Raw genomic sequence first — 19,512 nt, forward strand, 5'->3', positions numbered from 1 at the left:
TAGTATCAATTTTTAGTATTAATTTGCTATTTTATCGGAGGAAAAAAGAATATGAAACATACTTTAGAAGGAGCATACACTCCTAAAAATATCGAGGACAAATTATATAATTTCTGGAAGGAAAGCGGATTTTTTCATGCTGTTATGGATAAAAATAAAGAACCATATTCTATAGTCATACCTCCTCCAAATGTTACAGGCGTACTTCATATGGGACATGGACTTAATAATACGCTTCAGGATATACTTATAAGATTTCACAGAATGCTAGGCAAATGTACTTTATGGATGCCGGGTACGGACCATGCAGGTATTGCTACACAGAATGTTGTTGAGAGAAGATTAAAAGCTGAAGGCAAAAATAAATATGATTTGGGAAGAGAGGCATTTGTTAAAAAGACTTGGGAAGTAGCTAATGAACATCACTCTATAATAGTAAAACAATTAGAAAAAATAGGCTGCTCCTGCGATTGGGAGAGGGAAAGATTTACTCTTGATGAAGGCCTAAGCAATGCTGTAAGAGAAGTATTTGTTGAGCTTTATAATCAGGGTTTAATATACAGAGGAAAATATCTTATCAACTATTGTCCTAGCTGCGGCACTGCTTTAGCTAATGATGAAGTAGAACATGAAGAGGTTGCTGGTGCTTTGTATCATGTTAAATACCAAATAGACGGCACTAATGATTATATTGAAATAGCTACAACAAGACCTGAAACTATTTTGGCAGACGTTGCTATTGCTGTTCACCCAGATGATGAAAGATATGCCCATCTTACAGAAGAGAATGTTTTGATACTTCCTATAGTAGGCAGAAAATTAAGACTTGTAAAAGATACTTATGTTGATAAAGAGTTTGGTACTGGAGCTTTAAAAATCACGCCTGCTCATGACCCTAATGACTTTGCTATAGCTAAAAGACATAATTTAGAGATTATTAATATCTTAAATCCAGACGGAACATTCAATGAAAATACTCCTTCTCATTATCAGGGTAAAACTGTAAAAGAAGCTAGAAGTATGATTATAAAAGAGCTTGAAGAGTTGGGAGCTTTTGTTGGAAAAGATAATATAAAGCACCAAGTGGGACACTGCTATAGATGTCATAATGTTGTAGAGCCTTATTACAGCGATCAATGGTTTGTAAAAATGAAGCCTTTAGCAGAAAAAGCATATAAGGCAGTTAATGACGGCAATACAAAAATTTATCCGGAAAGATGGATTAATACTTATAATCACTGGATGACTGATATTAGAGATTGGTGTATAAGCAGACAATTATGGTGGGGACATAGGATTCCAGTATGGTACTGCGATGACTGCGGCGAGATGATGGTGTCAAAAACTGATATTACAGAATGCAGTAAGTGTAAATCTAAAAACATTCATCAAGATGAAGATGTACTTGATACTTGGTTTTCTTCTTGGTTATGGCCTTTTTCTACTTTCGGCTGGCCTGAAGTTAATGAAGAATTAAAATATTTTTATCCTACTACTGCACTTGTTACAGGTTATGATATATTATTTTTCTGGGTTGCTAGAATGATTATGGCTGGAACTCATTTTATGAATGATGTACCTTTTAAAGATGTTTATCTTAACGGACTTATAAGAGATAAAATCGGAAGAAAAATGTCCAAAAGTTTGGGAAACGGCATTGACCCTATAGAAATTATTGATGAGCATGGGGCTGATGCTTTTAGATTTACTTTATCATTTATAACTTCATTAGGAGGTCAGGATATTTGGCTTGACAGAGAACTTTTCAAAATGGGAGGAAAGTTTGCTAATAAAATATACAATAGTGCTAAATATATTTTCGGCAGCATTGAAGATAATGCTGATATAAAAGATTTAGATAATTACACTCTTGAGAATAAAGATAAATGGATATTATCAAGACTTCAGAAGGCTATTGATGATACTACTAAAAAATTAAAAGAATATAGATTTGATGAGGCTTCTCAGACTATTTATAAATTCTATTGGAATGAGTTCTGCGATTGGTATATAGAGATAAGTAAATTTGATTTAAAAGACGAAAGCAAAAAAGAAAAAACTATTGCTGTGTTATTGTATGTGCTTGAAGAGTCAATGGCTATGATTCACCCATTTATGCCTTTTATTACAGAAGAGATTTATTCTAATTTACCAAAGCATAATATTGATTCAAAGGCATTGATGATTAGAGAATATCCTAAAGCTAATAGTAAATATATATATGAAGATATAGAAAAAGATTTTAACTTAATTCAGGATATAGTATCTGGAATAAGAAATGCACGTTCATCATTTAATTTGCCTCCTAATAAAAAACTTGATGTTACAATACGTTATACTTCAGACTATTTCAAAGATACTACAGAAAGCTATAAAGATATTATATCATCGCTTTCGCTTACTGAATCATTAAATATAGTTTCTTCAAAAGATACTCAAAGAAATAAAGGCTCATTTGTTAAAGTATTTGAAGGCGGGGAGATAAATGTTAATCTTGTTGGCATAATAGATTTAGAAGCTGAAAAAAAGAGATTAGAAAAAGAGGCATCTAAATATAAAAAAGATTTGGAAGCAGTAAACAAAAAACTTTCGAATGAAAACTTTATTAATAAAGCTAAACAGGAAGCTATTGATACAGAAAACAGAAAGAAAAAAGAGTTTGAAGATAAATTAAAAGGTATAGAGGAAGTTTTGGCTTCTTTATAATTTTTATAATGCTTAAATAATATTTTTAATAAAAGTAAAATTAAAAACTTGGCTTATATTTATTGAAAAATGTAGGTCAAGTTTTTTTAATACTTAATAAAAAAATCAAGTATTAATCATACAAAAATTAATTTTTTATTAAGAAATTTCTAAGCTTTTTCTAAAGTATATAACAGAATTATTATTTTTTATTATTGCTAATAAAAATTATTCGCTAAAAGTGTATAGCAAATGAATTTGCTATACGCTCATAATTTTTATATTTGGTTTCTAGTATTTAAAAATTATTATTTTTATCTAAAAGTCTGTATACTGTATTCATTTTACTTGACAGATTTTGAAATATTTTCTTCTTCCATTATAGATTTTAATTGATAAACTATTAATTGATGATAACGATAAAGATTCTTCTAAAATATTTTCTTCTTTAAGATAATCAAAGAAATATCCTCCTATAGGATTATTTGTTTTTTTAGTATTATTATTTTTCACTGTATTTTTAATTATTATAAACTATTATAAAATTTAATTATTTTTATAGTGGGTTTTACAGCCAACTATGAATAAATTATTATCTTCAATATAGTATACTAATCTATGTTCATAATTTATTCGCCTAGAATATAATCCGTTTAATTCACCTTTTAATCTCTCTGGTTTTCCTATACCAATCAATAAACCATTTCTTTCTATATCTTTTATGAGATCATTAATTTTCTGTAATATTTTTTTATCGTTCTTTTGAAAATAAATATAATCTTCCCAAGCTTTATCATAAAAAATTTTATTCATCTAATAACTCTCTTTTATGACCTAATCCAGACTTTAATTCCAAATATCCTTCTTTTAAAAATTTTATATTTTCATCATTGTAGAAATTATCATTATCTAATTGTTTATTTTTTTCTATTTTAAATGGAATTGACTGAGTATTTATAGAAGTTCTTAAAAATATATTAATAGCTGTATTAAAGTCTAAACCTAAATCATTAAAAAGTTTATCGGCTTCATTTTTTAATTTATCATCGATTTTAATAGTTACTTCTGACATATGAAACTCCATTATTATTTAATGAAATTATATCTGTAAAAATATTAAAATACAATAGCATAATATTTTTAAATTATATTATTTATTCTATGCTATGTATCTGTTTACTTTATTTTTATATTTGTTATAATCGCCTTCTATTAAAATATCAATTTTTAAGGAAACATAAAATGAAAACTTTATTAAAAACAATATTGTGTTTTGCAGTCTCGTCTGCATCGGTATTTGGTATGTACGGTTTTAGCAATGATTGGATGGATTTTCTTACAGACAGCAGTCATCTTAGAGCTAGAACAGATCAATTAGGTTTTGTATTGGGTAATAGTGCAGTAAAAGGCACTTTTGGCTTTAAGGCAGATACTCTTTCTTTCGGCAATATAATGAGTTATATTGATAATGGAAAATTATCATTAGATGCAACTATTTCTGTAGGTTTGGCATACACTTCAGATATTATAAGTGTAGGACTTGGATATAATTATACTTATATAGATTCTTCTTTAGATGTTCATACTCCTGTTTTAATGCTTAATGCTATGAATGACAGTTTGAGAATATGCGTGCCTTTTCAAATAGCTGATTCTAAAGACAATTCTGATTATTCTGCTTTTAGTACATCTAGTGAAATTAGATATTATACCGGGCTTGATTCTGTTAATGCTGTAAGACTTTATATTAATTATGGTAAAAATAGTTATAATGGTAATAGTGCTTCTTCTTTTGGATTTGAGTTAAGATTTTATTTTCTTCCTACTACTATTAATAATGTTTGGATTAACCCTTTTATAAAAGTGTTATATTCTTCATCATTGGATGCAAAGGGTAAAGATATTATTAATGAAAATACTGATACTTTAGTAAATATACAGTCTCAAGACAGGATATCATATACTTCAAATAATGCAAATGAAATATATGAGTCTAATCCTTATATTGTGAGAATAACTCCAGCATTATCATTGTATGCTAATTCTGATTTTGTTAGTTTATATTTTGAACCTAGTATAGGCTATAAAATAATATATGACGGTAAAAAAGTTGGTAATCTTAATCATACTCTTACTTGGGGAGCTTATTCTGAAGTGAGAGTATATCCTGTAAGTGATTTGGAATGGTATTTTGAAATGGGTATAAACTCATCAAATAATCCAATACCAGTTAATTTTAGGTCTGCAACAGGTATAAATTGGTACTTTACTCAATTATAGATTATAAGTATCTAATTATTTTATTGGCTTTGTATATTAATTTTTAGTGATATACAAAGTCAATAAAAATTAGCCGTTAATTATAATATCAGGATTTCTATTTTTATATAAAGCTGTCGATACAATTAATGTTATAATCTCGCTTAAAATATAATTAGTACGATTTAGTATTATTATCTATTCTTTAGTCTTTCCGATAATCGCCTGCTGACATATATCGTTATACCTTGTATCTCTTTTTCTTTTTTCTATGATAACAATTCCGTCATAATAATGGATAGAGTATGCACTGTCAGTAAAACTATTTGGGTATAAATCATCTTCTTCGGTAGACCAATATGCATTTAAATAGTCTATTAAGTTTTTGGTATATTCTATAAATGAATTAGGATTTTTATAACCGCCTCCGAAATTAGGCCAGTATGAAGTGTATACATCTTCGCATAAATAAATACCATCATCTTTTATATGTCCGTACATCTCTTCAAAAGTTATTATCTGCTGATTCATTCTGTGTCCGCCGTCATCTATTAGTATGTCCAGCTTTGGTATTTGGCTTTTTACTTCATTTAAAAAATCTCTGTCATCTTGAGAGCCTATAAATATTTTTATATTGTCCCCTTCAAATTGTTTGCATTTTGGATTTTTGTCTATTGAGTATATATTAACATTAGCATTGGGGTTGTTATTTTTGAAATATTCTCTCCACATCTTCACAGCTCCTCCGCTTCCAACACCTATTTCCATCATGTTAATATCTTTTCCTCTGTATTTAGAAAAATGTCTTTCGTATATATCAAAAAAAGGAAGATGTTTAAATATTGCTTCTCCTTTATTATTGAGAAAATAGTTATGCAAGTCTGCTTTATCTTTATTATCATCGTTTATTAGTATGTCTCTTATTATTTCAAGTTTTTTTTTATCTTCTTCGCTGTCGCTTTTTACTAATAATAGGTTCTTATGCGTTTTTACTCTCAATTTTTTTATTTCAGACTTTTTACCTTTTTTCATTTTTTGTTCCTTTTATTTGTATCCGTAATTTTATACAATAAAATTCTAATTTGTCAAGGATTATGTAACTTATAGTTTTATATAAAATGTAATCTTTTTTTATATAAATAATATATGTTTGTAAAAAAATATTATAAATACAAGATTTTTTTATTGATAATTTTACTTTTAATGTTAAATTTTAAATATCATATAAATACGGTTGGAGTTCAATTTATGAGAAGAATAATACTTTCTATTATGATGTTTGTATGTACAGCATCAGCGTCATTTGCTTTAGGCGGCGGATTTGAGTTTATATTAAATGTACCTGTTGGTATGAGCATAGGTGTTTATGATTATGAGTTAAGTGATTATGCTGAGAGAATGGACGCTATAAGCGGAGGAGCTATACGAAGTTCATTTGCTAGAAATGGAGGTATTGGTTTTGATATAGGAGCTTCTCTTCAGATTGGATATATGATAAAGTTTACAGATAGTATTGGTCTAAGTATACTAGCAGAAGCAGGATATAGTCATGATACTTATTCTTATATAAGCAGATTAGATAAAAATAATTCTTATTCATATTCTTTTGAAAGTTTGCAGTTGGGCGTTATACCTAAGTTTAATATCAAAAACTTTGCTATAGGTATTGGCGGAGGAGTAAAGATTCCTTTAGCTGGAAATATACATACAAAAACTTCATTGTTTGAAAGCAATACTAAATTAACTTCAGATGATATAAAAAGACTATATGAAAAAGCCTTAATGCCTTATATTAAAGTTACTTTTGATTATTCTATATTCTTCACTCAGAAAACAGCATTTAATATAGGATTATATTTAGGATATGATTTTGGTTTAGAGCCTAATATATATACTGTTGACGGTGCTATCGATGGAAACAGATTGGTTGTTGATGAGGTATCATATTCTAGTTTTGATGTGGGACTTCAGGTAGGATTAAAATTCGGACCTAGCACAAAATAGATTGTTTTTAATTACTTGTACAAAGATAAACAGCTTATTTATATATTTTTATAATAGGCTGTTTTTTTATTATATAAAATTTATTTAGGATTAAAATATGAATAATGATATTAATGCTATTATAGAGATTTCATTAAATAATCAAAAGAATGCTTTCAGTATTATAAAAGAGCTTAATATAGAAAATGCTTTTAAATCTATTGGTGCAAGAGTAAATTTAGTAGGTTCTCTAAAGATGGGACTTTTAATGAAAAATAAAGATATAGACTTTCATGTATATACTTCTTCTCTTGATATAGAAAAGAGTTTTTTGGCCGTTTCAAAAATAGCAAAAAATAAAAAAATAGAGAAAGTAACATATACTAATTTGATAGATACAGATGAGCATTGTATAGAATGGCATTTATTTTACAAAGATGATTGTAATTCTGATAATATAGAAATTTGGCAGATAGATATTATTCATATATTAGAAGGTTCTTATTATGACGGGTATTTTGAAAAAGCTGCTGATGATGTAATAAATATGCTTACACAGGAAAAAAGAAATATAATATTAAAATTAAAATATGAAACACCGGATAATATAAAAATAATGGGTATAGAATATTATAAGGCTGTGCTTAAAGATAATATTCAAACTTTTGAAGAGTTCATCAAATGGAGAGATAAACAGTCATTTAATGGTATAATAGAGTTATAATAAAAATTATTAAAATTACATATAGTATATTTACATTTTTTATGTATTGAAGTATTATATTCTATAATTTTTTAAGGAATATTTATGAATAATAAAAAAGTAACAGTTATTATATCTATACTTCTTTTAATTATATCTATATGTTTAACCATTTTTACAAGAGTATATTCTTTTCCCAAAGCTGGAACAGACTTTGTGGATTTTCTTACACATTTTTATGATATGAAAAAATATTATGATAATAATACGATTCCTACAGTAGGTGCCAGATTTCAAATGGGACCATTAACTCAGGAAGTAGCTCCGCGTGTACCGGGAGGCTTTTTCTATATTCATTATTTAATGTGTTATAAACTAGCTCATGAAAATATAGAATTAGCAAGAGTATTTAACTTTGTTACTATGTTTCTGCCTGCTATTATATTTTTGTTATGGGTTTATAAAAGATTTGGTATTTCAATAATGTCAATATTATCTGTATTAACATTATTTAATGTGTATTTTGTATATACAAATAATATATTTTATAATCCAAATATTACGCTTTCTTTATCTTTTCTTCTTATACCATTACTAGGTGAATATATTATTGGAGATAGACCTTATATTCCAGCTATGATGTTTTTTCCATTGCTTGCATTAATGGGACAGGCACATTTTGCTGTTTATTATGGAATTGTCCCTACAATAATTGTTTATCTTATCATAAGATACAAATACACAATAAAAAATATTAAAGCACTTTCTGTAGGTGTGTTTTTAGCATTTTTGACATATCTGCCTTATCTAGTATCAGAAATAAAAAATGGTTTTTATAATACAAATAAAATGCTCAATTTTTCAGCAACTAGTGATTTAAGACAGGTATTTCCTTTTCCTCAGGTACATTCTTTATTAATGTTTCCTACAAATGAATTTTCGGTTATGTATTCTGCCAATAATTTTACAAAGATAATGAGTTTTTATTTGAATAATAATCCTTTTTTTGTATTTACTTTGGCTGTACTTATAATATCTATATTGGTAATATTTATAGCTTTTTTATATTCAGCTATAAATTTTTTCAAAAATAAGCAGTATAAATTTGATATAAAAACTGATGATAAATTATTGTTTTTAACAAAAGAATTAATGCTAATATTTTTATTATATTTCCCAGTAACTATAGCTGTAACATTTTTAGGCAGAGGAGTATCAGGACAATTCAGATATCATTTTGGAGCTTTTTCTTTATCGTTTGTTCCTATGCTTTATTTATTATATAATTTGAGTATTCGCTTAAAATATAAATATATAAATTATCTTTCTATATTTTATATGTTAAGTGCATTGGCTATGACTTTTAATATAGTAATATTTTATAAAAATTATCAGGAACCTTATAAATGGAAAAGTTATATTGATACAGTTCAGAATATAGCGAATGATGCAGATGGTGAAAAATTTATTATAGAAAATGGTTCTCATGATTTTAGTCAAATGGGTTTTGTTTATAATAAAAAAGGATATTGGAATGAGGTTACAAATGATGCTAATATTATTTATCATTTAGAAAGCTCTAATAACAATACAAACATTATTAATTTACCAATAATATCAAGTAATAATATTTATATAGTTTATAAAGAGCAATTAAAGTAGTATATTTATTTTTGTTTATAAACATTTTCTTTTTTTGATATATTAAATTTTGAAAGTATATAAACAACACCAATTAAAAATCTTAAAAAGTACATAGAAATTGAGTAAATAGGGTGAGCTAGTAGTTTTTTCCATTTACCATTTTCTATGTACACGCCAATATAACGGTAGAACATACCAAATTGTTTTTTTGTGGTTTCATCATGTCCCCATTTTTTGAAGTAGTTATCAAAGTTTGAGGCATAATAGCTTTTTTTAATTATATATTGTTTTAATGTGTGATTTTCATGATGGTATAGAGGAGATTTTATTATAGATACTTCGCCTATTTGTTTTATGCGTCTGTCAATATCCCAATCTTCAGTACCGTTTAAGTTTAAGTCAAAGCCTCCTATTTTTATAAAAGCCTCTCTTCTAAAAAAACGCACAGCATCTATCACTGTGGCATCATAAAAAGAACGCTCAAAACTTCTTACTCTGTTAAAAAAGTTTTTTCCGTATATTTTCTCTGGTATGTATATTGCATTAATATTTTTATTATTTTCAAAAATCTCTAAACATTCTGTAATAACATTTTCTGATAAAGTCATATCTACATCTAAAAAACCTATTATTTCTCCTTTGGACATCTCAGCTCCGTAATTTCTTTGTGCAGAACGTTCAGGTCCTTTAATAAAAGTTTTTGCTCCTAATGATTTTGCTATTTCTGCTGTTTTATCTGTTGAACTATTATCTACTAATATTATTTCTGTATCTTTGTAGTTAGAGTTTTTTACAGCATTGATACAGTTAGCAATAAAGTTTTCAGAGTTTTTTGTTGTTATTATAATGCTTACCATTTATTACTTACCAATATTTTAATATTTTTATATTATATTAATAATAAAAAAATAACAATGTTTATTTGATAATATATTAATTTAATTTATAAACTATGAATGTAGTGTTTTACATATTTTATTATTTTAATGTGTAAATATTCTTTTTTATATTATAATAATTTTGTACTATTAAAAATTGTACCCAAATTCAAATTCCCAAGTAAAAGGCTTTGCTATAGAATATGCTGAAAGAATAGGAGTTTTATTAAAAATATTTTTGAAGTTCATAGAAAATATTAAATGCTCAAACCATATGGAGTAGAATGATATATTAAAGTCATGAAAAACTTCTGAATAATATATAGGTCTGTATTCTGATAAAGGTCTTGGGGCAGAGTATGTATAATAAATATTTAATGACAATGAAGTTAATACTTTATGATTTGGTATAAAGTCATATCCAAGCAATGCTGTAACTACATGTTCTGGCAAACCTATTTTAGGAAGTTTATTTTTTCCCATATAAGCAAGCTGATAAGAGTAACTTAACTTTGTTTTTATCTTATGATATTTAGCAAAAGGTATATTATACTCAATTCTTGGTGTAACTATATGCGAAACTGCTATGTCTACATTTTCTGGAACAGTTGAATACCAAACTATTTTATTTGTGTATGTTGTATATGTATATGAGGCTTCTATTTTTAAATTTGTTATTGGTTCTAATGTTAGTTTAGTATATATTTGATTGTATTCTTCAGGTTTTAAATATGGGTTTCCAAAGTTGTTATAAAATAAATCATTGAATGTAGGTACAGAGTAGTCATGAGAGTATGAAAAATATAAACTGTATCCTCTGTAGAAGTTTAGATTTGCTGCAATATTGTATGCCAAGTAATTATTATTTCTGCTTATATCAAAATCTTCATGCTGAAATTCATATTTTATACTTGGAAGAAATGAGAATATAGGTGTATTGTTATCCCAATATCCGAAAGATAATTGAGGCTCATATAATAATGAAATGGAATGTCTTTGAGGTGTAAAATTAAAATTTTGTTCTATAGTATTAGTGTCTTCAATTAAAAAGTCATATCTATATTCTGGAGTTAGTTTATTGTAGAATGTTATAATATTTGGAATAAGCTCATCCATTCTTGATATGGAAGTATTTAATGCTATTGCATGCGACTTATAGTCCGATATAGGTTTTCCATTTTGATAATAAGGTCTGTCAACAAAAGAATCAAAAACATAAGATAAGTTTATATTATAATCAAGTATATCAGAAAATCCATTGTATGAAATAGAAGATGTTAATGTTGTAAACTTAAACCATGAATCTGTTGTGTTTATAGGAGGAAGCTGATATTTTGAGACTGCATCCGAATATGATATATTAACAAAAGCTCTTATGTAGTTTTTATTTTCAAAATTATATCTGTAGTCAAGAGATGAGTTTACTATAAGCTGTTTATTATCATTAATATATCCTATTATAGGTTTTTGAGAGCTATTTAAAAAATCATAATAATAATTGCCGTCAGTGTAATATGAGTCGGCGGTAAAAGTAATAATATGCTTATTGTCAAAGTTTTTAGAAAAAAGTATTGAAGGCGTTATAGTATTGTATGCTCCGTAGCCCAAAGATACTAATACAATATCTTCCAAAGGGGTTTTTGTGGTAATATAAATACTGTTTCCTATAATCTCAATTTTTTCTATTAGATTGGCAGGTATTCTCCTTAAATCTACCCCAGCGTCAGCATTTCCTTTTGCCGTATTCATAAGAACGCCGTTAATATATATTTTCATGTTGTCGGCATTTCCGCCAGCAGGTTCAACTGTTTCATTTCCCATATAAGAGCCTTTATTGACAAAACCTGACTGATTGGCAAGTACCTCCTGAGCATTTTTATAGCCTCTTCTTTCAATTTCTTCGGAAGTTATTACATTGTTATTAATCTTTATAGGAGTTTTAGGGATTTTTATAGGGTTTGCAGTGTTGTTTGTATTATTTGTCTGAGCTGCATTAGTAATTTCAACCTGCGAAGTAACCCAGATACCGCCTTTAAGTTCTCTTATTAGATAAGTTTGAGCATTTATATTTTGATAATAAAAAAATATAGATATTATAATAAATAATGCTTTTGAAAGAATATTTAGTTTTTTCATTTTTATATAAATATGTAAAAGGGAGAATTATTTTATTTCTCCCCATAAATTATCATTTGATTATTAATTTAATTTAATATACCCATAAGTTGCACTTGGAGTTGTATACCATTCAGTGCTAGCATCAGGAAAAGTGTTTTCATCGTCACTTAAAGTACCTTTTGCATTGACGCATATTTCAGCACCTTCTTCATTAAGATATATAATAAACCACTTATAACCAGTGTAGGCAGTAGAACTATAATATAGCCCTCCTATATAATTTTTTCCATTGTTCACTACATTTGTAGCATATTTGAATTTTGTTTTAATAGTTTCTTGACCATCATCATAATAATTACAATTTTCATCTGTTCTGCCATTTATAGTAGAATATAGATTGTCTTTATATATGATTTGATTTGCTAAGTTTTCTTTCCAACTATTTTCAAAATAATCTTTTTTTGTCTGGTCAGTCCAAGGTTTTGATAACATTTCTTCCGATGCTATGAAAGTATATGTTCTTTCTCCATCTGAACCGCCATTATTTATATTATTGTTTGGGTTGTTTGGATTGTTTTTAGCACATGATACGGCTAATATTAACACTGTTATGAGTGTTAATAGAATTTTGATTTGTTTTTGCATAAAAATGCTCCTTTATTTTTATTAAATTAAAAGCTTTTCAATAAAGGAGTGCATAAAATAATAATTTTTAGATATTAAAATGCTAAATATAAAATTGTGAACGTATATTTTTAATGAACAATTTTTATTAGCAATAATAAAAAAATAATAATTTTTCAGTGCACTCGCCTGTTTAAATGGTAAATCCGACTTCGTTAATTCTTTTATTAAAATAAAAAAAATTAAACTTTACGGTTGCGTGCCAGCGTGGGATTTTCACCCTCATTCCCATAGAATACAATATATTATATATGTTTGTTTTTTTTATATCAAGATGTTTTATAAGTAAACTTTTTAAAAAATTATATAAAAATTATTAAACTAGTTTTGTTTTCGTTTAATTTGTTTCATAAATGATACTTTTATTGTTTCAAAATTGAACTCTTAATTATCTATTTAAGCATGAAATTATACAATATTTCTAAAGTTTTTCTATATCTGAAGCATTCAAGCCTGTTAATTTGCTTATAAGATTGATGTCCATATTTTCTTTTTTCATTTCTTTTGCTATATTTATTTGACTTTCTTTGTAGCCTTGTTCTATCCCTTGTTCTATTCCCTTTTCTATACCCTTTTCTATACCCTTTTCTATACCTTGCTGAAAACCTATCTCTATGCCTTCTTTTTTTCCTTCTGACCTTTCATACTGAAGCATAGCAGCCTGTCCGTAAAGAAAAGTATCTCTTTCATTGTAAGCAGACATCTCTTTTTCATCAGCTACAAATCTTTTATATTTGTCTATAACTTTAGGCATGATATCATTACCTCCTAATAGTTTATTTATACTTTTTTCTAAATCTTTAGTTGTAAAAAAGTCAATCCAAGATAAAAGTTTATTTTTGTTATATTCACCTATACTAACATTTTTTAATATTTCTGCAAATCTTTTAATTTCTATAAAATGTATCTGTAAATCGTCCAATCTAAGATTAGGATTATAAACATCTGCAAGTGTAAAACATTTATGTTCTTTTTTTATATCTGTTTCATTTCCTATAGTTAAATTAAAATTGATAAAACTGATACTAATCATCTGACTTATACCTGTATATAAATCATTTTCTTTCAATTCAGAAGCTATATTTTTTGCTATGTAATATAATATTCGTTTTATAAAATTATTGTTTCCTACTAACTGTATTTCTATAAGTATCTTTTTACCGTCTTTTGTTTTTGCTTTAACATCTAGAATAGATTCTTTTAGGTTTTCATTTGAAGCTAAATTATAAGGATTAATAATTTCAAGATTGCTTACCGATTCAAAGTCCGCATCATTTAAAACAGCATTAACAATATTTTCTAATATATCCTCATCACCTTCAGTACCGATTAAATATCGTACAAATAAATCATTAAGTCTGTTAATCTCTTTCATAGCTTAATTATACTGAAATTTTTTTAGTTTGTCAAAAATTAATTTTTTAATTTAAAAAATATTTGCAGTATTTAATAGACTTAACTTATACTCCAGTTCTTTAAACTAGGTTTAATATATAAATAAAGTATGATTTTTCAGGTTTATGCAAAAAACATCAAAAAATTGATAATACATTTGCAAAAATATAAAGATTAACAAACTATATTTTTATGTATATAAAAAAGTCATAAACTTTTAATATTGTCTTTTATTATTAATTGACATTATTATTATATGTAGTATAATTACTATATGTAGTTTTTTGATTTTTTTATCAATTATTAAATTAGGAGTTTGTTTTATGAAGTATTTATCTTCTTTATTTCTTATTATGTCTATGATATTTGTTTCATGTTCTAATTCATCGTCTTCTTCAAATGCATCAGGAGATAAGGTATTCAAAATAGGAATTTTACAGTTAATAGAGCATGATGCTTTAGATGCTTCATACAGAGGTTTTGTTGACGGACTTAAAGAGGCTGGATATGAAGATGGAAAAAATATTATAATAGATTATCAGAATGCTCAGGGCGAACAGGCAAACTGTGTTACTATAGCTCAGAAGTTTGTTAATGATAAAAGCGATTTGATACTTGCAATAGCAACACCTGCAGCACAGGCAGTAGCTAATATGACAAAAGATATACCTATATTAGTTACAGCAGTTACAGATCCAGCAGCTGCCAAACTTGTAGCAGATAATAATGCACCGGGCGGAAATGTTACTGGTACTTCAGATTTAACTCCAGTAGAAGCTCAGATAGAATTGTTAAATGAGATTACTCCTAACTTAAAAACTGTAGGACTTTTATACTGTTCAAGCGAGCAGAACTCAGTATTTCAAATGGATATAGCAAAGAAAAAATTAGACTCTATGGGTATAAAATATATAGATGCTACTGTTACATCAGCTAATGAAATACAGCAGATGGTACAAAGTTTAATAGGCAGAGCTGAGGCAATTTACACTCCTACTGATAATATGATAGCAGCAGGTATGGCTACAGTGGCATTAGTTGCTGAACCTGCTAAACTTCCAGTAGTTTGCGGGGAGGGCGGTATGACTATGCTAGGCGGAACTGCCACTTATGCTATAAGCTATTATGAACTTGGCAAATTAACAGCTACTCAGGCAGTATCTATATTAAAAGGTGAGAAAAAGCCTGCTGATATGCCTATAGAAACTTTAAAAACTTTTGATTTGGTTGTTAATACTAATATGGTTAATAGTATAGGTATAACTATACCAGAATCATTGTATAATAAATAATAAAAAGTAATAAATAAAATAAAGTAATAATAAAGAGGGTTTGTATATATGGAAGGGCTTTTACTTGCTATACAAGGTGCAGCGTCTCAAGGTATTATTTGGGGTATAATGACGCTTGGAGTTTATATAACATTTAAGGTTTTGGATTTTCCAGATTTAACTGTTGACGGCAGTTTTGCATTAGGCGGTGCTGTAAGTGCTATACTTATATCTAATGGTATGAATCCTTTTTTTACTTTATTTTTTGCTTTTTTAGCGGGTGCTTTGGCTGGATTTGCTACTGGATTTTTAAATACAAAATTGCAGATTCCGGGTATTTTGGCTGGTATTCTTACTATGATAGCTTTATATTCTATTAATATCAGGGTAATGGGAAACAGACCTAATATACCTCTTTTAGGAATGGATACATCTTTGACTATAATTCAAAATATGTTTTCATTGAGTAAAGTATTATCTGATTTGCTTGTAGGATTTATATTTTCTGTAATTATTATAATTTTGATGTATTGGTTTTTTGGTACAGAGATGGGCTGTGCTATAAGGGCTACTGGAAATAATGAAAAGATGATTAGAGCTTTGGGTGTAGATACTAATATTATGAAAATAATAGGACTTATGATATCAAATGCTTTGGTTGCTTTGTCTGGTGCTTTAGTTAGTCAAAGTCAGGGTTATGCGGATGTAGGTATGGGAACAGGTACTATAGTTATAGGGCTTGCCTCTGTTATAATAGGGGAGGTTGTATTTGGAAATAGATTTTCTTTCTGGTACAAACTTGCTTCTGTAGTGCTTGGTTCTATAATATACAGAATAATAATTGCGATAGTTCTTCAGTTGGGACTTAAAGCTACTGACTTAAAACTTCTTACTGCGATAATTGTTGCTATTGCTCTTTCAGTGCCTGTATTAAACAGAAAGGTTACAAGAGTTGTAGGCGGTAAAAGAAAAGGTTAATCGGAGGGCAATAATATGTTGGAATTAAAAGAAGTTTATAAAACGTTTAATAAAGGCACTATTACAGAGAAAAAAGCAATTAAAGGTATAAATTTAAAATTAAATGACGGAGATTTTGTTACCGTTATAGGCGGAAACGGAGCTGGTAAATCTACGCTTCTTAATTTGATTGCAGGAGTTTATGAAGTTGACTACGGCACTATATCTGTTGACGGAGTTGATATCACAGATAAAAAGGAGTATGCAAGAGCTGGACTTTTTGGAAGGGTATTTCAGGACCCAATGGTAGGCACTGCTTCAAATATGGGTATAGAAGAGAATCTTGCACTTGCAAAGAGAAAAGGAAAGAGAAGAACTTTGAGATGGGGGATTACTCATGCTGAAAGAGAAGAGTATGTAGAAAAATTAAAAAGGCTTGATTTAGGACTTGAAACAAGGCTTCAGTCAAAGGTAGGTCTTTTATCAGGCGGACAGAGACAGGCTTTGACACTTCTTATGGCAACTCTTAAAAAACCTAGACTTTTATTATTAGATGAACATACTGCAGCTCTTGACCCTAAAACTGCTAAAAAAGTATTGGAGCTTACTGAAGAGATAATAAGAGAAGATAAACTTACGGCGTTTATGGTTACTCATAATATTAAAGATGCTATTCATTACGGCAACAGGCTTATAATGATGAATGATGGTAATATTATATATGATGTTTCAGGCGAAGAGAAAAAATCTTTAGAAATATCGGACTTGCTCAAAAAATTTGAAACTGCTGACGGTTCTTTAAGCGACAAATTATTATTATCATAATAATTAATATGCATACACTTAAATATACAGCAGTTTATTTTATGCTTGTAAAAAAGCTATCTTATATATATAATTTATATAAGAGATTAGGATAAATATGTTTTCTAAAAATAAATTGCTGGGGGTGTTATGATTAATAAATTCTATATAGTATTTTTTATTTTTATACTAATTTTTTCAGGATGCAGTAATAATTCTGTAAATAATACAAATGCATCCAATACTAATAATACTCAGGAAGAAATAGTAACTAATATTATAGATAATAAACTCCCGTTCTTTGATATGAAGTATGTATATAAAGCTGTGAGAGTCGATAAAGATAGTTTCAGCAATGCTTTAACAAATTATTATCAAGATGAATATTACAGCAATATTATAAACAGAAATAAAGATTTTCTTAATAAAAAACTTGTTGGAGATAATGATATAAAAAAATATTCTATAGATTTTATATCTAATGCCTATCATTACAGCTACAGAGATGATGTATCAGGAGATGATTTGTATGCTGATGATTTTACTCCATTTTATGCTTCAGAATATATATATGTAGAGAGAAATTTAGCTTTAAAAAAGGCTAGAGATTTGCTTTTAAGTATTAACAATAAAGATGCTGATACCTATTTTGCTTTATTTTTATCGTATATTGCCTGTGATTCATTGTATTATTTTTCTGACTTGCAGAATTATTTAAGGGAGTGGAAAAAATCAGGCGGTACTAATATATCAATGATTATAGGTATAGTAGGTGAATATGATAATACAAATGAAATATATTCCAACAAAATGAATTTAGTCAATTATATAATAGAAGCACCAGAAGATTTAAGAGCTGAACAATTAATTGCTGATGCTTTTGAAAAAAAATTCTTAAAATATATATCAAAAAATACAGGCTATTTAGATGTTTATAATGAAAATAATTATAATATATCTTCTATAATTTATGAAGGTACAGCACATATCTCTTCTATTGGAGTAATAAAAGATGTGTTAAATACTAATATAATGAACAGATATATAAGAACTTATGCCTCAGGAGCTTTGAACAGAAACAAAATAGATACTAACATAGAATATTATGAAAACTTTTATAATCTTGAAAATACATCTCCTAAAGAAAAGTATGATGAGTTTTCAGATTTATATTTTTTGGAGTTTAATAAAAATACTTTTGTTTATGCTATTGAAAATGATAAATTAAAAGAAGTTTATTACTTTAATCCTTTGTTCATTGGAAATACAAGATATGCAGTTTATGAAGCAGATGAAACATTTAATTTCCGTCTTGGCGATGATTCAAAATTAACTTCGGCTAAAACTAATGCTGTTAAAAATAATAATTTAAAAGATTTTGTTACCAATTCTAATTTTATCACTAATGGTAAATTTCAAAGTGAAGAATATGCTGAGTATTTAAATGATATATTGTCTTTTCCATTATATTATCCTAATTTTTTCTTATGCGATATAAATAATGACGGCAAAGAAGAGATAATGGTAACAGGTACTTATGAGCATTCTGGAGGAAGAGGAGGTATGGCATCATATACTTTGCTTTTGAAGGATAATTTGGAGCTTGATTTGGAAAGTGCAGCAGGAAAATCGATAAACAGCAGCAGTAAGCAGGGATTAAACACTTATCAGAAAATATATGAAGAAGATGGAAAAAATAAAATGCTTCTTATAGATCCTCAGGCAAATACTGCTCAGGATATTTTTACAGAAAACGGCGTTGTTAGTGTAGTTCAGTTTACTTATAAAAATTATAAATTTATACCTAGATTATTATGGAAGGCAGATTTAATTGAAAAAGCTTTAAAAACAGATGCCAGCTTTGATATGAATAAAGCAGGCAGTGATTCTGATAAGGCAATAGTTTCTGATAAAACATTAAGAATAGGTGATAAACTTATAAGTGATAATTATTACAGAGAAAGAGAAAAACTTAATGAAGACGGAAAAGAAAAATTATTGGAAAACAGACGCCTAGAGACTAAAACTATTCAGGATAAACAGGGCAATGTCGAAGAAATAGAAAAAGAAATGATGAATATATTAGGAATGAAATAATTAGAGTTTGTAATTTTTTTTGATTTATTTTATA

Annotated in this window: 17 protein-coding genes; 9 read left to right on the top strand and 8 right to left on the bottom strand. The window is 27.6% G+C overall.

Annotated elements, in window-relative coordinates:
• Positions 1-51: 51 nt before the first annotated feature.
• Positions 52-2,706: a valine--tRNA ligase gene (locus BMUR_RS12860; RefSeq protein ID WP_013114978.1), complete on the top strand. Its 2,655-nt coding sequence runs from the start codon at positions 52-54 to the stop codon at positions 2,704-2,706.
• A gap of 318 nt (positions 2,707-3,024) precedes the next feature.
• Here the strand turns inward: BMUR_RS12860 and BMUR_RS14820 are convergent, their stop codons facing one another.
• Genes BMUR_RS14820 through BMUR_RS12870 form a run of 3 tightly spaced genes read right to left on the bottom strand, consistent with a single transcriptional unit; the run spans position 3,025 to position 3,757 of the window.
• On the bottom strand, positions 3,025-3,198 hold the full coding sequence (locus tag BMUR_RS14820; protein WP_187287617.1) for a hypothetical protein: 174 nt from the start codon (positions 3,196-3,198) through the stop codon (positions 3,025-3,027).
• 33 nt (positions 3,199-3,231) lie between these two features.
• On the bottom strand, positions 3,232-3,498 hold the full coding sequence (locus BMUR_RS12865) for a Txe/YoeB family addiction module toxin (protein WP_013114979.1): 267 nt from the start codon (positions 3,496-3,498) through the stop codon (positions 3,232-3,234).
• Positions 3,491-3,757 carry a type II toxin-antitoxin system RelB/DinJ family antitoxin gene (locus tag BMUR_RS12870; protein WP_013114980.1) on the bottom strand — a complete coding sequence of 89 codons (267 nt, stop codon included), beginning with the start codon at positions 3,755-3,757 and terminating at the stop codon, positions 3,491-3,493. The genes BMUR_RS12865 and BMUR_RS12870 overlap by 8 nt, the downstream gene beginning before the upstream one ends.
• Before the next feature lie 170 nt (positions 3,758-3,927).
• Between BMUR_RS12870 and BMUR_RS12875 the strand changes: the two genes are divergently transcribed.
• Positions 3,928-4,965, top strand: a complete 1,038-nt coding sequence (locus BMUR_RS12875) for a serpulina hyodysenteriae variable surface protein (protein ID WP_013114981.1) — start codon at positions 3,928-3,930, stop codon at positions 4,963-4,965.
• 177 nt (positions 4,966-5,142) lie between these two features.
• Here BMUR_RS12875 and BMUR_RS12880 read toward each other — a convergent pair whose 3' ends face one another.
• Positions 5,143-5,976, bottom strand: a complete 834-nt coding sequence (locus BMUR_RS12880) for a class I SAM-dependent methyltransferase (protein ID WP_013114982.1) — start codon at positions 5,974-5,976, stop codon at positions 5,143-5,145.
• Between the two features lie 216 nt (positions 5,977-6,192).
• Here BMUR_RS12880 and BMUR_RS12885 point away from each other — a divergent pair, with 216 nt between their 5' ends.
• The 3 genes from BMUR_RS12885 to BMUR_RS12895 all read left to right on the top strand — a co-directional run bounded on the left by BMUR_RS12885 (position 6,193) and on the right by BMUR_RS12895 (position 9,292).
• Positions 6,193-6,948, top strand: coding sequence for an outer membrane beta-barrel protein (locus BMUR_RS12885; protein WP_013114983.1), 756 nt, complete (start codon positions 6,193-6,195; stop codon positions 6,946-6,948).
• A 97-nt stretch (positions 6,949-7,045) separates the two neighbouring features.
• A complete protein-coding gene (locus BMUR_RS12890) occupies positions 7,046-7,651 on the top strand; it encodes a hypothetical protein (protein WP_013114984.1) in 606 nt (201 codons plus the stop codon).
• 84 nt (positions 7,652-7,735) lie between these two features.
• Positions 7,736-9,292 carry a hypothetical protein gene (locus BMUR_RS12895; protein ID WP_013114985.1) on the top strand — a complete coding sequence of 519 codons (1,557 nt, stop codon included), beginning with the start codon at positions 7,736-7,738 and terminating at the stop codon, positions 9,290-9,292.
• A 5-nt stretch (positions 9,293-9,297) separates the two neighbouring features.
• Here BMUR_RS12895 and BMUR_RS12900 read toward each other — a convergent pair whose 3' ends face one another.
• From BMUR_RS12900 to BMUR_RS12915, 4 genes are all read right to left on the bottom strand, one after another.
• On the bottom strand, positions 9,298-10,131 hold the full coding sequence (locus BMUR_RS12900; RefSeq protein ID WP_013114986.1) for a glycosyltransferase: 834 nt from the start codon (positions 10,129-10,131) through the stop codon (positions 9,298-9,300).
• A 171-nt stretch (positions 10,132-10,302) separates the two neighbouring features.
• On the bottom strand, positions 10,303-12,288 hold the full coding sequence (locus tag BMUR_RS12905) for a TonB-dependent receptor plug domain-containing protein (RefSeq protein WP_013114987.1): 1,986 nt from the start codon (positions 12,286-12,288) through the stop codon (positions 10,303-10,305).
• Positions 12,289-12,351: 63 nt separating this feature from the next.
• Entirely contained in the window at positions 12,352-12,915 is a 564-nt protein-coding gene (locus BMUR_RS12910) for a hypothetical protein (protein ID WP_013114988.1), read from the bottom strand.
• A gap of 460 nt (positions 12,916-13,375) precedes the next feature.
• Entirely contained in the window at positions 13,376-14,329 is a 954-nt protein-coding gene (locus tag BMUR_RS12915; RefSeq protein ID WP_013114989.1) for an Rpn family recombination-promoting nuclease/putative transposase, read from the bottom strand.
• Between the two features lie 343 nt (positions 14,330-14,672).
• On the opposite strand from BMUR_RS12915, the gene BMUR_RS12920 reads away from it, so the two are divergent.
• The 4 genes from BMUR_RS12920 to BMUR_RS12935 all read left to right on the top strand — a co-directional run bounded on the left by BMUR_RS12920 (position 14,673) and on the right by BMUR_RS12935 (position 19,478).
• Positions 14,673-15,641: an ABC transporter substrate-binding protein gene (locus BMUR_RS12920; protein WP_013114990.1), complete on the top strand. Its 969-nt coding sequence runs from the start codon at positions 14,673-14,675 to the stop codon at positions 15,639-15,641.
• A gap of 48 nt (positions 15,642-15,689) precedes the next feature.
• Positions 15,690-16,598 carry an ABC transporter permease gene (locus BMUR_RS12925; RefSeq protein ID WP_013114991.1) on the top strand — a complete coding sequence of 303 codons (909 nt, stop codon included), beginning with the start codon at positions 15,690-15,692 and terminating at the stop codon, positions 16,596-16,598.
• Between the two features lie 15 nt (positions 16,599-16,613).
• Positions 16,614-17,402 (top strand): ABC transporter ATP-binding protein, encoded by a 789-nt coding sequence (locus tag BMUR_RS12930; RefSeq protein WP_013114992.1) that lies wholly within the window; start codon positions 16,614-16,616, stop codon positions 17,400-17,402.
• A gap of 129 nt (positions 17,403-17,531) precedes the next feature.
• Entirely contained in the window at positions 17,532-19,478 is a 1,947-nt protein-coding gene (locus BMUR_RS12935) for a lysozyme inhibitor LprI family protein (RefSeq protein ID WP_013114993.1), read from the top strand.
• Positions 19,479-19,512 lie beyond the last annotated feature (34 nt).

Source organism: Brachyspira murdochii DSM 12563, from assembly GCF_000092845.1.
In the GTDB taxonomy this organism is placed as follows: domain Bacteria; phylum Spirochaetota; class Brachyspiria; order Brachyspirales; family Brachyspiraceae; genus Brachyspira; species Brachyspira murdochii.

Excerpts from the sequence above, each read along its gene's own strand:
- BMUR_RS12860 (WP_013114978.1), top strand. The coding sequence starts at position 52 with ATGAAACATACTTTAGAAGGAGCATACACTCCTAAAAATATCGAGGAC.
- BMUR_RS12925 (WP_013114991.1), top strand. The coding sequence starts at position 15,690 with ATGGAAGGGCTTTTACTTGCTATACAAGGTGCAGCGTCTCAAGGTATT.
- BMUR_RS12930 (WP_013114992.1), top strand. The coding sequence starts at position 16,614 with ATGTTGGAATTAAAAGAAGTTTATAAAACGTTTAATAAAGGCACTATT.
- BMUR_RS12895 (WP_013114985.1), top strand. The coding sequence starts at position 7,736 with ATGAATAATAAAAAAGTAACAGTTATTATATCTATACTTCTTTTAATT.
- BMUR_RS12880 (WP_013114982.1), bottom strand. The coding sequence starts at position 5,976 with ATGAAAAAAGGTAAAAAGTCTGAAATAAAAAAATTGAGAGTAAAAACG.
- BMUR_RS12905 (WP_013114987.1), bottom strand. The coding sequence starts at position 12,288 with ATGAAAAAACTAAATATTCTTTCAAAAGCATTATTTATTATAATATCT.
- BMUR_RS12885 (WP_013114983.1), top strand. The coding sequence starts at position 6,193 with ATGAGAAGAATAATACTTTCTATTATGATGTTTGTATGTACAGCATCA.
- BMUR_RS12910 (WP_013114988.1), bottom strand. The coding sequence starts at position 12,915 with ATGCAAAAACAAATCAAAATTCTATTAACACTCATAACAGTGTTAATA.
- BMUR_RS12915 (WP_013114989.1), bottom strand. The coding sequence starts at position 14,329 with ATGAAAGAGATTAACAGACTTAATGATTTATTTGTACGATATTTAATC.
- BMUR_RS12935 (WP_013114993.1), top strand. The coding sequence starts at position 17,532 with ATGATTAATAAATTCTATATAGTATTTTTTATTTTTATACTAATTTTT.
- BMUR_RS12875 (WP_013114981.1), top strand. The coding sequence starts at position 3,928 with ATGAAAACTTTATTAAAAACAATATTGTGTTTTGCAGTCTCGTCTGCA.
- BMUR_RS12920 (WP_013114990.1), top strand. The coding sequence starts at position 14,673 with ATGAAGTATTTATCTTCTTTATTTCTTATTATGTCTATGATATTTGTT.
- BMUR_RS12870 (WP_013114980.1), bottom strand. The coding sequence starts at position 3,757 with ATGTCAGAAGTAACTATTAAAATCGATGATAAATTAAAAAATGAAGCC.
- BMUR_RS12890 (WP_013114984.1), top strand. The coding sequence starts at position 7,046 with ATGAATAATGATATTAATGCTATTATAGAGATTTCATTAAATAATCAA.
- BMUR_RS12865 (WP_013114979.1), bottom strand. The coding sequence starts at position 3,498 with ATGAATAAAATTTTTTATGATAAAGCTTGGGAAGATTATATTTATTTT.
- BMUR_RS12900 (WP_013114986.1), bottom strand. The coding sequence starts at position 10,131 with ATGGTAAGCATTATAATAACAACAAAAAACTCTGAAAACTTTATTGCT.